General features: G+C 68.7%; 12 protein-coding genes. 8 read left to right on the top strand and 4 right to left on the bottom strand.

Annotated features, from left to right (window positions below; genetic code table 11):
- The first annotated feature begins 74 nt into the window (after window positions 1–74).
- The 6 genes from V4U86_RS05080 (at window position 75) to V4U86_RS05105 (ending at window position 5037) form a co-directional block, all read left to right on the top strand.
- Window positions 75–803 (top strand): lytic transglycosylase domain-containing protein, encoded by a 729-nt coding sequence (locus V4U86_RS05080; RefSeq protein WP_395310194.1) that lies wholly within the window; start codon window positions 75–77, stop codon window positions 801–803.
- 94 nt (window positions 804–897) lie between these two features.
- The gene (gene eno / locus V4U86_RS05085) at window positions 898–2187 is read left to right on the top strand and encodes a phosphopyruvate hydratase (protein WP_395310195.1); all 1290 of its coding nucleotides are present in this window, start codon (window positions 898–900) and stop codon (window positions 2185–2187) included.
- 9 nt (window positions 2188–2196) lie between these two features.
- A complete protein-coding gene (locus V4U86_RS05090; protein ID WP_395310196.1) occupies window positions 2197–2925 on the top strand; it encodes an FtsB family cell division protein in 729 nt (242 codons plus the stop codon).
- Window positions 2918–3409, top strand: coding sequence for a DUF501 domain-containing protein (locus V4U86_RS05095; protein WP_395310197.1), 492 nt, complete (start codon window positions 2918–2920; stop codon window positions 3407–3409). Before V4U86_RS05090 ends, V4U86_RS05095 begins: the two co-directional genes overlap by 8 nt.
- A complete protein-coding gene (locus tag V4U86_RS05100) occupies window positions 3406–4353 on the top strand; it encodes an exopolyphosphatase (RefSeq protein ID WP_395310198.1) in 948 nt (315 codons plus the stop codon). The genes V4U86_RS05095 and V4U86_RS05100 overlap by 4 nt, the downstream gene beginning before the upstream one ends.
- Window positions 4354–4386: 33 nt before the next feature.
- The gene (locus V4U86_RS05105) at window positions 4387–5037 is read left to right on the top strand and encodes a hypothetical protein (protein ID WP_395310199.1); all 651 of its coding nucleotides are present in this window, start codon (window positions 4387–4389) and stop codon (window positions 5035–5037) included.
- A gap of 96 nt (window positions 5038–5133) precedes the next feature.
- Here the strand turns inward: V4U86_RS05105 and V4U86_RS05110 are convergent, their stop codons facing one another.
- Both V4U86_RS05110 and V4U86_RS05115 read right to left on the bottom strand, forming a co-directional pair.
- Window positions 5134–6078 carry an MPT63 family protein gene (locus V4U86_RS05110; protein ID WP_395310200.1) on the bottom strand — a complete coding sequence of 315 codons (945 nt, stop codon included), beginning with the start codon at window positions 6076–6078 and terminating at the stop codon, window positions 5134–5136.
- Between the two features lie 319 nt (window positions 6079–6397).
- Window positions 6398–6751 (bottom strand): ArsR/SmtB family transcription factor, encoded by a 354-nt coding sequence (locus V4U86_RS05115; protein ID WP_395310201.1) that lies wholly within the window; start codon window positions 6749–6751, stop codon window positions 6398–6400.
- A 71-nt stretch (window positions 6752–6822) separates the two neighbouring features.
- Between V4U86_RS05115 and V4U86_RS05120 the strand changes: the two genes are divergently transcribed.
- Window positions 6823–8709: a heavy metal translocating P-type ATPase gene (locus V4U86_RS05120; protein WP_395311921.1), complete on the top strand. Its 1887-nt coding sequence runs from the start codon at window positions 6823–6825 to the stop codon at window positions 8707–8709.
- A gap of 30 nt (window positions 8710–8739) precedes the next feature.
- Here V4U86_RS05120 and V4U86_RS05125 read toward each other — a convergent pair whose 3' ends face one another.
- The gene (locus V4U86_RS05125; RefSeq protein ID WP_395310202.1) at window positions 8740–12543 is read right to left on the bottom strand and encodes a lectin-like domain-containing protein; all 3804 of its coding nucleotides are present in this window, start codon (window positions 12541–12543) and stop codon (window positions 8740–8742) included.
- Here V4U86_RS05125 and V4U86_RS05130 point away from each other — a divergent pair.
- The gene (locus tag V4U86_RS05130) at window positions 12527–13096 is read left to right on the top strand and encodes a hypothetical protein (protein WP_395310203.1); all 570 of its coding nucleotides are present in this window, start codon (window positions 12527–12529) and stop codon (window positions 13094–13096) included. The two genes, V4U86_RS05125 and V4U86_RS05130, sit on opposite strands and share 17 nt — an antisense overlap.
- Window positions 13097–13440: 344 nt before the next feature.
- Here the strand turns inward: V4U86_RS05130 and V4U86_RS05135 are convergent, their stop codons facing one another.
- Window positions 13441–14037: a TetR/AcrR family transcriptional regulator gene (locus tag V4U86_RS05135; RefSeq protein ID WP_395310204.1), complete on the bottom strand. Its 597-nt coding sequence runs from the start codon at window positions 14035–14037 to the stop codon at window positions 13441–13443.
- Window positions 14038–14065 lie beyond the last annotated feature (28 nt).

Below are 14065 nucleotides of genomic sequence, written 5' to 3' on the forward strand. Positions count from 1 at the left end.
CCCCGGCGTCGACCGTTCCCGCAGTAGCCGCGGTACCTCCGGCGGAGCAGCCCCCCAGCACCGAGCCGCATTCGGTGCGGACGCGCTGGCTACGGGTGACCGCCGTGGTGATCGCCACGCTCTTGCTGCTCGCCTCCAGCTGCTCCTGGCAGACCGGCGACCCGATTCCCGAGGGGGTGCCGCCCCCGTCCGGGGCCGCAGTGCCCGCGATCGACACCAACGCCACCGGCCGGCCCGCCGATCAGCTCAGCGAGTGGGCCGCCGACCTGGCCCCGACGGTCGGGATCCCGGCCAAGGCGCTGGAGGCCTACGCCTACGCGGCCCGGGTGGCCGAGGTGGTCAACCCGAAGTGCAACCTGGCCTGGACGACGCTGGCCGGTATCGGGATGGTCGAGAGCCATCACGGCACCTATCACGGCTCCACCATTGCGGACAACGGCGAGATCCGGCCCCCGATCCGCGGGGTGCAGCTCGACGGCACCCGCGGCAACATGGAGATCCTCGACACCGACAACGGCGAACTGGACGGCGACGCCCGGCTGGACCGCGCGATGGGCCCGATGCAGTTCATCCCGGAGACCTGGCGGCTGTACGGGGTGGACGCCAACAACGACGGCGAGATCAGCCCGGACAACTTCGACGACGCCGCGCTCTCGGCGGCAGGCTATCTGTGCTGGCGGGGCAAGGACCTGTCCACGCCGAAGGGCTGGATGGAGGCTCTGCGCGCCTACAACCTGTCCAATCAGTACGCGCGCAGCGTGCGGGACTGGGCCACCGCCTACGCCGAGGGACGTCCGCGGTAGCTCACGCTGAGCGCACCCGCCTGCAGTCCAACCTTTAGGCTCTTGGTCGAGCGTCAGACCCGTCATCTCATCGTCGTGTTTCTAGGAGGAGCCCGTGCCCATCATCGAACAGGTCGGAGCCCGCGAGATCCTCGATTCTCGTGGTAACCCGACCGTTGAGGTCGAGGTGGCCCTGATCGACGGAACGGTCGCCCGGGCCGCGGTGCCCTCGGGTGCCTCGACCGGCGAGCACGAGGCCGTCGAACTGCGTGACGGCGGTGCCCGGTACGGCGGCAAGGGCGTCGAGAAGGCGGTGGAGGCGGTGCTCGACGAGATCGCGCCCGCGGTCATCGGGCAGTCCGCCGATGACCAGCGCCTCGTCGACCAGGCGCTGCTCGACCTGGACGGCACCCCGGACAAGTCCCGGCTGGGCGCCAACGCGATCCTGGGCGTCTCGCTCGCGGTCGCCAAGGCTGCCGCCGACAGCGCCGGGCTGCCCCTGTTCCGCTATCTGGGCGGCCCGAACGCCCACATCCTGCCGGTGCCGATGATGAACATCCTCAACGGCGGCGCGCACGCCGACACCGGAGTGGACGTCCAGGAGTTCATGGTCGCGCCGATCGGTGCGCCGACGTTCAAGGAGTCGCTGCGCTGGGGCGCGGAGGTCTACCACTCGCTCAAGGCCGTGCTCAAGAAGCAGGGCCTGGCGACCGGGCTGGGCGACGAGGGTGGTTTCGCCCCGGACGTGGCCGGCACCAAGGCGGCACTGGACCTGATCTCCACGGCCATCGACGCCACCGGGCTCAAGCTGGGCAGCGACGTGGTGCTGGCTCTCGACGTCGCCGCCACCGAGTTCTACACCGACGGCACCGGTTACGCCTTCGAGAAGGAGACCCGCACCGCCGAGCAGATGGCCGAGTTCTACGCCGGGCTGCTGGACGCCTACCCGCTGGTCTCGATCGAGGACCCGCTCTCGGAGGACGACTGGGACGGCTGGGTGTCGCTGACCGCCGCCATCGGTGACCGGGTGCAGCTGGTCGGCGACGACCTGTTCGTCACCAACCCGGAGCGACTGGAGGAGGGCATCGACAAGGGTGCCGCCAACGCGCTGCTGGTGAAGGTCAACCAGATCGGCACCCTGACCGAGACGCTGGACGCCGTGGCGCTCGCGCACAACAGCGGATACCGCACCATGATGAGCCACCGTTCCGGTGAAACCGAGGACACCACCATCGCCGACCTGGCGGTGGCGGTCGGCAGCGGCCAGATCAAGACCGGTGCACCGGCCCGCAGCGAGCGGGTGGCCAAGTACAACCAGCTGCTGCGCATCGAGGAGGCACTCGGCGACGCCGCCCGGTATGCCGGTGACCTGGCCTTCCCGCGGTTCGCGGTGGAGAGCAAGTAGAAACGTTTCATGCCCGACGCGAAACGGCCCGATCCGCGCCGCCGCGGCCCTGCCCCCAGGCCGGGCAAGGCGGGTGCGGCGGGCCGTCCGCGGGGGGCATCGACGCGCCGCGAGCCCCGGGCCATCGAGAGCCGTGAGGCCAAACAGGCCCGCGAGTCCGCCAAGGCGGCCGATACCGGCGCCGAGGATTCCGGGCCGGACACCGTCGCCGCGGCGATCCGCAGATCGGTCACCGAAGCGAGCGAACAGCACGCCGATCAGCGGTTCGGGTCGGCGGCCCGGCGGGCGGCGATCCTGGCCGCGGTGGTGTGCGTCCTGACGTTGACCATCGCCGGTCCGGTGCGCACCTACTTCGCCCAGCGAACCGAAATGAATCAGTTGAAAATGGTTGAAGCACAACTGCGTTCACAGATCGCCGATCTGGAGCAGCAGAAGATCAAGCTCGCCGACCCGGTGTTCATCGCCGCCCAGGCCCGGGAACGGCTGGGCTTCGTGATGCCGGGCGACATCCCGTACCAGGTACAGCTGCCGCCGGGAGCGGCCGAAGCGCCGGAGGCCGGTCCGGAAGCACCTACCGCGGTCTCCAATGACCCCTGGTACACCTCGCTGTGGCACACCATCGCCGATGCCCCGCACCCGCGTTCTCCCGCCACCCCGCCCGGCGGTTCGCCGGTGATCACGCCCGCGCCGGGGTCCCCACCCCCGCCCGCCCCGCCGACCGGGCCCGCCGGTGGTTGAGCAGGCGGACCTGGACGCCGTCGCACGCCAACTCGGGCGTGAACCGCGCGGCGTCCTGGAGATCGCGTACCGGTGCCCCAATGGTGAGCCCGCCGTGGTGAAGACCGCACCGAAGCTGCCCGACGGCACCCCGTTCCCGACGCTGTACTACCTCACCCACCCGGCGCTGACCGCCGCGGCGAGCCGGCTGGAGTCCTCGGGCCTGATGCGGGAGATGACCGACCGGCTGGCCGAGGATCCGGAACTGGCCGCCGCATATCTGCGCGCCCACGAGTCCTTCCTGGCCGAGCGGGACGCCATCGAACCGCTGGGCACCACCTTCACCGGTGGTGGCATGCCGGACCGGGTCAAATGCCTGCACGTGGTGATCGCGCACTCCCTGGCCAAGGGGCCGGGGGTCAACCCGTTCGGTGACGAGGCGCTCGCCCTGCTGGCCGCCGAACCCGGGATGGCCGGGATCCTGGACCCCGAGGTGTGGACGTGACCGTCGGCGCGATCGACTGCGGTACCAACTCCATCCGGTTGCTCATCGCCGAACCGACCCCGGACGGGCTGCGCGACGTGCACCGCGAGATGCGCATCGTGCGGCTCGGTCAGGGCGTGGACGCGACCGGCGAGTTCGCACCGGAAGCGTTGGCGCGCACCGAGGCTGCGCTGTCGGACTACGTGGACCTGATGCGCAGCCACGGGGTGGACAGGGTGCGTATGGTGGCCACCTCGGCGGCCCGGGACGCGGGCAACCGCGACGAGTTCTTCGCCATGACCGCCCGGCTGCTGGGCACGGTTGCTGCCGGCGCGGTGGCCGAGGTGATCACCGGCACCGAAGAAGCGGAGCTGTCCTTCCGCGGGGCTGTCGGCGAATTGGACTCTGCGGCAGCGCCATTCGTGGTGGTTGATCTCGGCGGCGGGTCCACCGAACTGGTGCTCGGCGGTGGGCAGGGGCATCCGGGGGTGACCGCGTCCTTCTCGGCCGATATCGGGTGTGTGCGGCTCAAGGAGCGCTGCCTGCACTCGGACCCGCCCACCGAGGCCGAGGTCGCTGCCGCCCGCACGGTCGTGCGTGACCGGCTCGAGGAGGCGCTGCAGCAGGTACCGGTGCAGGGCGCGCACACCTGGGTCGGGGTGGCGGGCACCTTCACCACGCTGGCTGCGCTGGCACACCGGCTGCCGGTCTACGACCCGGCCGCGATTCATCTGTCCCGGACCGCCTTCGGAGATCTGCTGCCGGTATGTGCCGAACTGATCTCGATGACCGGCCCGGAGCGGCTGGCGCTCGGGCCGATGCACGAAGGGCGCGCCGATGTCATCCCGGGCGGGGCGATCATCGTGCAGGAGTTGGCCCGGGTGATGGCCGAGCGGGCCGGTTTGGACGAACTCGTGGTCAGCGAGCACGACATCCTGGACGGTATTGCGCTGTCCATCACTTAGCGTAGAGCGGCGACAGCTGGAGGAGGGAGAGGCGTGAGTACCTGGAATCAGGGTGGGGGGCCGCCGCCCGTCGTCCCGCGCCCCCCGGCGAAGCGCGGCCCGAATGTCGGGCTCATCGTCGGGATCGCGGCCGCGGTGGTGGCGATCGGGGCCGGGGTGACGTACCTGGTGTTGCGGCCGTCCTCGCCGGACGAACCCGCGCAACAGCAGGCTGCCGGGACGGCAGAGGCAGAGGCCACGTCGGCCGAGCCGGATGCCGATGATCCGAACGCCCGGCTGATGAAGGCGATACCGAAGGGCTATCCGGCCGGCGCGTGTGAACCGGTGGCCCGGTTGGCCGGTGCGATGTCGACGATCGCCTGCACCGTGAACAAGGATCCGGGCGGGCCGATGTCGGCCACCTTTTCGTTGCTGACCGGGTCCGAGGCGCTCAACGCAGCCGTCGAGGACCTGGTGTCCACGGCGACAGTGGTCGACTGCCCCGGCCGGATCCAGTCACCGGGGCCGTGGCGGCGCAACGCCACCCCGCACGAGGTCGCCGGAACCCTTGTTTGCGGCATCCAGAATGACAATCCGATGCTGGCCTGGACCAACATCGACGAGCAGATGCTCGCGGTGGTGCAGGGCCGCCCGGCGGGGCCGACGTTGGACCATCTGTACTCCTGGTGGTCCACCCACTCCTGACCTGCCGGACACGGCATCGGCGCCCCGGTCCGCTGTGGACCGGGGCGCCGATGTCTTCAGATCTCCGATTCCGGTAAACCCAAGCGCGCCTGGGGATTACGCGGGCGGGGCGACGACCGGGGTGGTGGTCGGCGCTGCACCCTCGGGCAGCGGGGTGCCCTGGCTGCCCGCCTCGGCGGGTGCGGCTTCGGGAGCCGGTGCTGCCGCGGGCGCGTGCGGGGTGCCCTCGACGGGAGCAGCGGCCGGTGCGGCCGGAGCTTCCTGAACGCCGGCCGGGGTCAGGCCGGGCTGTCCTTCGGGCAGCGGGGTGCCCTGGCTTCCGGCCGGGACCGGCGCCGTCTCCGGGGCGCCCTCGGGCAGCGGGGTGCCCTGGCTACCGGCCGGCACCGCGGTGGGTTCCGGTGCGGTCGCCTCGGCACCCGCCGGGGCGACCGGCGTCTCGGTGGTGGTGGTCTCGGGGGCTTCCGGTGCTTCGGCGGCTGCCGGCTCTTCGATGGTCAGAGTGCTCGAGTAGGCGCCGGAGCCCGAACCGCTGCCGGTGCTCGGTGCGGGGGGCGGGGTGAGCCAGACGATCACGTCGCCGGCGTTGGTGGCGTAGACGACGCTGTCCGGTGCGGAACCGGTGACATCGAAGTAGATCTTTCCGGTGGTCTGTTGCCCCTGCGCCAGGGTGGACGGATTCACGCCCTGGACGGTTGCGACACCGAACAGTGCACGGTAGGTCTGGCCGTCGCGGGCCCGCGCGTTGAAGTTCGACACGATCGGGGTGGCGCTGCCCTGGAGGGCCTCATCGGTGGCGGTGGCCTCCCACAGGGTGCCCTGCACCGCGTGCGGGATGGTGTCGGTGCTGACCTTCAGCCCGGTGACCGTCCAGCCCTGGACGACGTTGCCGTCGGTCAGCTTGGCCTGGCTGCCGAGCTGGGTGGTGTTGACGGCGCTCTGTTGTTCGGCAATCGCCGTCGGTGCGGTGAGCGCGGTGATCGCCCCTGCGGCGGCAATGGCCGCAGCCGCAAACGCGGCCGCGATCTTCGTGGTGTTCACGGTGTTTCACTCCTGAGTCGTCCGATAATCGGCGTTCCCCCCGGTGGGGTGCACACAATCAGCGAAGTTAGCAGGTCACCAGGGCAGACGGAACCGCCGAACAGCGCCGATGGGTCAGTTCACGCCATTTCGAGGCTGTGGCCAAGAATCGCGGCACGCCTGCCCAGCAACCATGGCAAGGCGATTTGATTACTTTGCTGCACCGGTCAGCGCGCTCCGGGCCTATGGGTCGCTAACTCCGCGGGGTTTGCTCCATACACGTGTATTGCCGTCGCCCCCGTTATCGAAAGCGGTGCGGCAAAACCGGCCCCGGCGCCGGTCAGGCGGTGTCGTCGCGGGCGCCCAGGCGCAGATGCTCGATGTGGTAGATCGCCTCGTCCAGAAGTAGGGCGACATGATTGTCGAACAGCCGGTAGACGATGTTGCGGCCGGCGCGGTCGCCCGAGACCAGACCCAGTGCGCGCAGCAGGCGCAGCTGGTTGGACACCGCCGACTGCTCCATGCCGACGGCAGCGGACAACTCGGTCACCGTGCAGGGCGCCTGGCGCAGCCGGGTGAGGATCAACAGCCGATTCGGCGATGCCAGCGCCTGCAGGGTTTCGGCCACCTTGACCGCGGAGGCGGCGTCCAGCGACGCCGCCGGAGGTGTCCGCCCTTCCACGCCGTGTCCCATGTGTCCATTGAACCACGAGGCCAGTGGAATATTTAGACATGTAGAACTCTACATGTTTCAATGTGGGCGTGATGTGGTCTGTCGGCGTCGTGGACGCCCCCTCGGTCATGGCCTCGCGGCGCTCGGCCTGGGGGCTGCCCTCGGTGCGCTGGGCCGCGGCTGCGCTTGGTCTGTTTGCGCTCGGCTTCACCGCACAGCTGCTCGGTGCACCCGAATGGTTCTGCTGGACTGCGTATCTCGCGTGCTACGCGGCGGGTGGGTGGCAGCCGGGCCTGGACGGATTGCGCGAACTCGGGCAGCGTCGACTCGATGTCGACCTGCTGATGGTGTTGGCCGCAGTCGGAGCCGCCTCGATCGGGCAGGTCTTCGACGGTGCGTTGTTGATCGTCATCTTCGCGACCTCCGGCGCCTTGGAGGACGTCGCGACCGCGCGTACCGAGGACTCCGTGCGCGCCCTGCTGGACCTGGCGCCCGAGCGTGCCACATTGGTGGCCGAGGATGGCACCGAAACCATCGTCACCGCAGCGGAATTGACGATCGGGGATCGCTTCCTGGTGCGGCCCGGCGAGCGGATCCCCGCGGATGCCTCGGTGTCCGACGGCATGAGCGACGTCGACCAGTCGTCGATCACCGGCGAGCCGCTGCCGGTACCCGTGCGTGCCGGGGACGAGATCTTCGCGGGCACCCTGAACGGTCAGGGGGCGTTGCGTGCCGAGGTGATCCGTGATCCCGCGGACAGCGTGGTGGCCCGGATCGTGGCGCTGGTCGGGCAGGCCTCGGCCACCAAGGCGCGCACCCAGCTGTTCATCGAGAAGGTGGAGCAGCGGTACTCGGTGGTCATGGTCGTCGCCACGCTGGCGTTGTTCTTCGGGCCGCTGCTGATGGGGGAGGATCTGCGGGCCGCGTTGCTGCGGGCGATGACGTTCATGATCGTCGCCTCGCCGTGCGCGCTGGTACTGGCCACCATGCCGCCGCTGCTGTCGGCGATCGCCACCGCGGGCCGGCACGGTGTGCTGGTGAAATCCGCTGTCGCCATGGAACATCTGGCCACCGTGGACACCGTCGCGTTCGACAAGACCGGCACCCTCACCACCGGGCTGCCGGCCGTGGTGAGCGCGCCGCCGGCCGGCGTGCTGCGGCTGGCCGCAGCGGCCGAACAGTACAGCGAGCACCCGCTCGGCCGGGCCATCGTGGCCTATGCGCGGCAACAACAGATCGACATCCCGCCCGCCACCGACTTCCGGGCGTTACCCGGGCGCGGAGTACGGGCGACGGTGCAGACCAGTCGCGTGGAGGTCTGCCATCCCGGTGCCGGACCCGATTCGGGCCGGACCGGCACATCGGAGTCCGAACGGGCCGGTGCCACCGAGGTGGTGGTCATCGTCGACGGCGAGCAGGTCGGAGTGATCGGGCTGCGCGACACCGCGCGCCCCGGGGCGGTCGACGCAGTGCGGGCGCTGGGTCGGCTCGCCCCCGGCGGCACCCTGCTGATCACCGGTGACAACCGCGGCGCCGCAGAGCATCTCGCGGCACAGGTCGGCATCGGCGAGGTGCACGCCGAACTGCTGCCGGACCAGAAGGTCGACGCTGTCCGGCGCCGGACGGGCCGCGTGCTGGTGGTCGGGGACGGCGTCAACGACGCGCCGGCGATGGCGGCCGCGCACGCCTCGATCGCCATGGGCCGCGGCGGCGCGGATCTCACCGTCCAGACCGCCGACGCCGTCACCGTCCGCGACGACCTCACCGCCATCCCGGCGGTGCTCGCACTGGCCCGGCGGGCTCGACGGATGGTGCTGGCGAACCTGGCCATCGCCGGAACCTTCATCGCCGTGCTGGTGGTCTGGGATCTGTTCTGGTACCTGCCGCTACCGCTGGGCGTGGCCGGGCACGAGGGCTCCACCATCATCGTCGCGCTCAACGGTCTGCGGCTGCTGCGCAAGCGGGCCTGGCCCGGGTAACCCCGTCATGCGCAACTCGGGTGCCGGGCGCTAGGCCCGATCGGCGAACGAGGCCCACAGCCCCTGGAGGAACTCGTCATCGGAGGCCGCGAGCCAATAGCCCGGAACGCGATCTCGGTACGACCGCGACTTGCTGTTGTCCGAAACCTCGTTCGTCGCAGTGACCTTCAGTGCGGACTCCGTGGTGGCCGAGGTGACCGTAGCGGCGACTTGTCCTTCGTAGGTGGCGGCGAGGTTGAGGTTGCGGATGCTCTGGGTGTTGCTTCGGCCGCCGGTGCCGGCGGTGAATCCGAGGTGGGCGTAGTTGGAGCCGCCGAGGAAGGCGGTGATGACGTCGGCGGTCAGTGGTGCGCCGGTGGGTTGGCCGTTGATGGTGTAGCTCATGGTCTTGGTGGTGGCGTTCCAGGTGACGACGACGGTGTGCCAGGCGCCGTTTTCGAGGTTGGGTAGTGCGGTGGGGGTGCTGGCGTAGGTGCCGTCGGTGTCGAGGAAGCCGGTGTGGTCGGCGGCGATGTCGGTGCCGGGCATGCGGGAGGTGTTCAGGTGTGCGGCGGTGCTGTTGTAGGTGTCGAATTCGATGGCGAGTCCGTTTTGGATTCCGCCGGCGCCCAGGCCGCTGCCGGTGGTGCCGATGGCGTTGACCCCGCGGGGGTCGTTGTGGAATACCAGGGCGGCGCCGTCGCCGCCGGAGTCGTTGGTGCCCAGGTTGATGTCGAAGGAGACGGTGAAGTCCTGGCGCATGTCGATGCGTTGGGTCGACATCGCTGCGCCGGCCTGGTAGGTCGATTTGGTCAGGGTGTAGACGTTGTTGGTCACCGTCGCACTCCCCTTGGGCGACAGCGTCGCCGAGCCCTGCGGTGTGACCGTGATGTTGACCTGCGCCGACCTCTGCATCGTTCCGTCGGAGATCGTGTAGGAGAAGCCGTCGAATCCGAAGAAGCCCGGCCTGGGGGTGTAGGTGATGGTGTTGTCGCTGTTGCGCGTCGCCGTGCCGTTCACCGGGTTCGTCACCTCGATGACCGTCAGCGGATCGCCATCGGGATCGCTGTCGTTCGCCAGCACAACGATGTTCACCGCGGTACCCGCCGGCGTCGTCGCTGTATCGGAATTCGCGACAGGTGTACCGACCGGGGCTTGTCCTTCGTAGGTGGCGGCGAGGTTGAGGTTGCGGATGCTCTGGGTGTTGCTTCGGCCGCCGGTGCCGGCGGTGAATCCGAGGTGGGCGTAGTTGGAGCCGCCGAGGAAGGTGGTGATGACGTCGGCGGTCAGTGGTGCGCCGGTGGGTTGGCCGTTGATGGTGTAGCTCATGGTCTTGGTGGTGGCGTTCCAGGTGACGACGACGGTGTGCCAGGCGCCGTTTTCGAGGTTGGGTAGTGCGGTGGGGGTGCTGGCGTAGGTTCCGTCGGTGTCGAGGAAGCCGGTGTGGTCGGCGGCGATGTCGGTGCCGGGCATGCGGGAGGTGTTCAGGTGGGCGGCGGTGCTGTTGTAGGTGTCGAATTCGATGGCGAGTCCGTTTTGGATTCCGCCGGCGCCCAGGCCGCTGCCGGTGGTGCCGATGGCGTTGACCCCGCGGGGGTCGTTGTGGAACACCAGGGCGGCGCCGTCGCCGCCGGAGTCGTTGGTGCCCAGGTTGATGTCGAAGGAGACGGTGAAGTCCTGGCGCATGTCGATGCGTTGGGTCGACATCGCTGCGCCGGCCTGGTAGGTCGATTTGGTCAGGGTGTAGACGTTGTTGGTCACCGTCGCACTCCCCTTGGGCGACAGCAGCGAGTCCGACGGCGGCGGGTTCTTCGACTCGATGAGCAACCGGGTGATGGTGCCGCCCATGTTCGCCACGTAGACGAAGCCGTCCGGGCCCTGCTTGAACGCGATGGGCACCGCCGAGCTGCGGTACAGGAACTTCACATCGCTGCGGTTGTTGGCGTCGGCGACGAACACCGTGCCGGCGTTGACGTCGGTGAAGAAGATGTCGTCACGGAACTCGGCCGGATAGCGCGATCCGGTGTAAGCCGAGTCGACGCCCACGATGGCGCCGGCCTGGAATCCCGGTGCGCCGGCGGTGTGCGAGAAGGCACGATAGGCCGGAGTGATCTTGATGGTGCCGTTGGCGACCGCGGCGTAGAAGGCGGCGGCGCTGGGAGCGTTGCGCGCCGCATCCGCCGAGAGTCCTTCATAGCCAGGGGTTTTCAGCAGCACGCCATTGTCACCGCCCTCGAAATACGGCCAGCCGAAGTTCGCTCCCGCATGGCCGCTCTCGATCTCCTCCCAACTGAACCAGCCGGTGTTGGCCATGAACAACCGCCCGTCCTGGGTGAAACCGATGGAGAACGGGTTGCGCAGGCCCAGCTGGTAGACCTTGGCGTGGTTGGCGTTGAGGTCGTCGCCCGGTTTGACGAACGGGTTGTCGGACAATCCGAGTCCGGTCAACGCGTCGATGCGCAGGATCTTCCCGGACAGACTGTTGATGTTCTGCACACTGACGGTGCGCGGATCCGTGGCGTTGAACGATGTCCCGTCGCCGATCGACACATAGAGCGCACCGTCGGGCCCGAACGCCATCGATCCGCCGGCATGACTGAGCGAATCGACCTTGATGTAGTTGTCGACGTACTGACCCGTCTGGGCGTTGAAGCCGGATTCCGGCTGGTTGAAATTGCTTGTGCTGTCGACGGCTCCGGCTCCGCTGATGTCCTGCAGGGTGCGCGGGGTCAATCCGGCGGCACCCGGGGCGGCCGGGGCGCCGCCGAGCAGGATGACCTCGCTGTCGGGCACGGCCGTGGTGTAGTTGGTGCTCGCATCGGCGGTGAAGCGAACCAGATAGGCAAAGCGGTTCCCGCCACCGTCGGGCCGCGCATTGGCACTGGCTTGGCCCGCGGTACCAGCGGGATCGACGACGTAGAAGGCGTAGAGGTAGTTGCTCCCCGGCAGGCCCGGTTTACCGAAATTCGGGTGCAGCACGATGTCCATCAGGCCGCGGTCCTGTGTGTCGTTCACCTTCGCGCTGATGTCCACGAAGACGGTCTGGGCACCGGTATCGGTATCGACGACCTTGATGATGCCGCCCTTTTCCGCGATGTAGATCAGCGACGAATCGTGGGACGAGAACTCCATCGCCAGCGGTTGCCCCAGCCCGGACACCACCACCTGCTGGGTGACGTTGTAGTTCGAGGTGAGCGGCGGCGACGGCGGATCGACCACCGGGGTCTCGTCATCCAGGATGTCGACGCGCGCGGTGCGCGGATAGAGCAACCGAGATCCGCTGTCGACATTGATGATCGACACCACGAAGGTCTCGGTCGACTCCGCCAGCGTGTCGTTGAGGATCTGGACGCTGATGAACACACGGTCGACGTTCGCCGCCATGGTGATGGTTCCACCCGCGCCGATGTAGTCCACGCCGGCGGTCGCGGTATCGGAGGTGATGCCGTATTCGACGGTGGACACCCGGGTCAGGTCGCCGGTGCGGACGATGGGAATCAGTACCGTTCCGGCGGCCTCACCGACCGTCGGGCTCGATTCGAAGAAGATCGACGTCGTCGGCTGCTCCACCAACGCCGCCGGCCCGGGATCGAGCGGTTCGCCCTGAGAGGTCGTTGCCAGGTCGGCGAACTGTGCGAACCCGGTGCTGCTCTCGCTGCCGTCCCGGCGTGCAGCGGAGCCGAGCACAGCCCACATCGCCGCCGAATCCAGTCCGAGCGGGTCCGGGTCCTGGTTCGGCGCGTCGTCGTTGTCGACGAGCCGGAACGTCTCGGCAGTGCCCGGTGCGGACCCGGTCGGTGCGGCGAATACGGCCGCTGCGGATCCCTCGCTCGATCCGGTGATCGCATCGGTCACCGAGACCTCGATCAGCTTCGATTCCGTTCTGGGACCGCTTATCTCGGGGCCGGCGCCGGGGACTACCGACGGTCTGGCCGCGAATCTGCGCGGTGTCGGCGCCGCGTCGGTGGATGCCGCCGTCCGCGCCGTAGCAACCAGTGGTGCCGCCCGTGTGGAAGCGTTGTTCCCCCTGGCGCTCGTCTCCCATCGGGTGGGTGCGGCCCGGCGCCCGGGTTCGGTGTCCGAGCCGAGGTCCGGTGGTTCGTCCTGGTCGGATTCGACTGCACTGCCGTTCAATTCGCGCTCGGGTGGGTCGTTGTCGGTGGTACTTCCCGGCAGCGTGTCCGGGGTCTCCGGCGCATCTCCGGTTGCGTCATCGAGGGACCGGTCCGTCGATGCCGGCGTGGATGGTTCGCTCGGCGACGGGTCCGGCGAGGACGAGGCCGATCCCGGCGAAGTTGATGACGAGGTCGTCGACGTGGTCTCCTCCGCCCAGGCCGTCCCCGGCACGCAGACGATCGCACCACCGATGCCGAGGGCGACCGCCAAAGCGCCGACCCGGCCGATGTGAGCGGCATACGGCGCCGCCCCGGCCGCCCCCGCGGCGGGTCGCAAGAAGTGCCAACTGTAGTTTGCTGAAAACATGACCAACCCCCCGGTTGTGTTTCGCGCCTGCCGCCGGCGACGGCGATCCCCCTGGGCCAATTGGACACCAAATAGCCTGTTAGAACAATAGATCTCGGCCTTACCGGAACGTTTCGAGCCAGTCGGGACGGCCGGGTAAAGCTGTGGATTCTACGCTTGCCGACCCGGGCCAAACAGTTGCCATAGATCTATTTCCATGGGTGGGTTGATCTAGTTCCTAACGTCGAAGAGGTCTAGTACTGCCCATCGATCGGCCCGTCGATGGCCGGTTCAGGCTCGGCCGGGCAATTCGAATCGATCGAGATAACCGTCGATGAACGCCCTGGCCTCTTCGTGTCCGCGCGAGATCCCCAGGCCCTGTTCCAGGACCATGATCCGGGCCAGGCTGGCCACGATCATGGACATCACCACCGGTGGGAAGGCCTCGGTGTCGACCCCGTGCGCACGCAGCGCCGCGCTCAGGGTGGCTTCCTCCAGATCGCGGAACCGCTGCGCATATCCGGCGATCTCGCTGGCGATCGTCTTGCGGTGGTTGGCCAGCGCCATGAACTCCATCCACAGCTGGGCGCCGGTCGCGTTGTTGAGCTCCCACAGCGCGTGCAGGGGCGCATCCTGGCCCAGTGTCTGGCGCTGACGATCCAGATTGGCCTCGGCGCCGGTCCGCAGCACCGCAAGGTACAGCTCGTCCATGCTCGGGAAGTAGTAGTGCACCAGCGCCGCTTTCACGCCGGCCAGCGCGGCCACCCGCCGCGAGGTCGCCGCGGCATAGCCCTCCTCCAGCATGATCTGGGCGGTCGCCCGAATCAGGGCGAGTCGGGTATCGGAATCGCTTTCCCTTGACCGCCTTGTCGCAGGGCTGCTAGACATGGCCGCAGTCTAGATGTTGGGCGACTGC

This window comes from Mycobacterium sp. AMU20-3851, from assembly GCF_043974665.1.
GTDB lineage: Bacteria > Actinomycetota > Actinomycetes > Mycobacteriales > Mycobacteriaceae > Mycobacterium.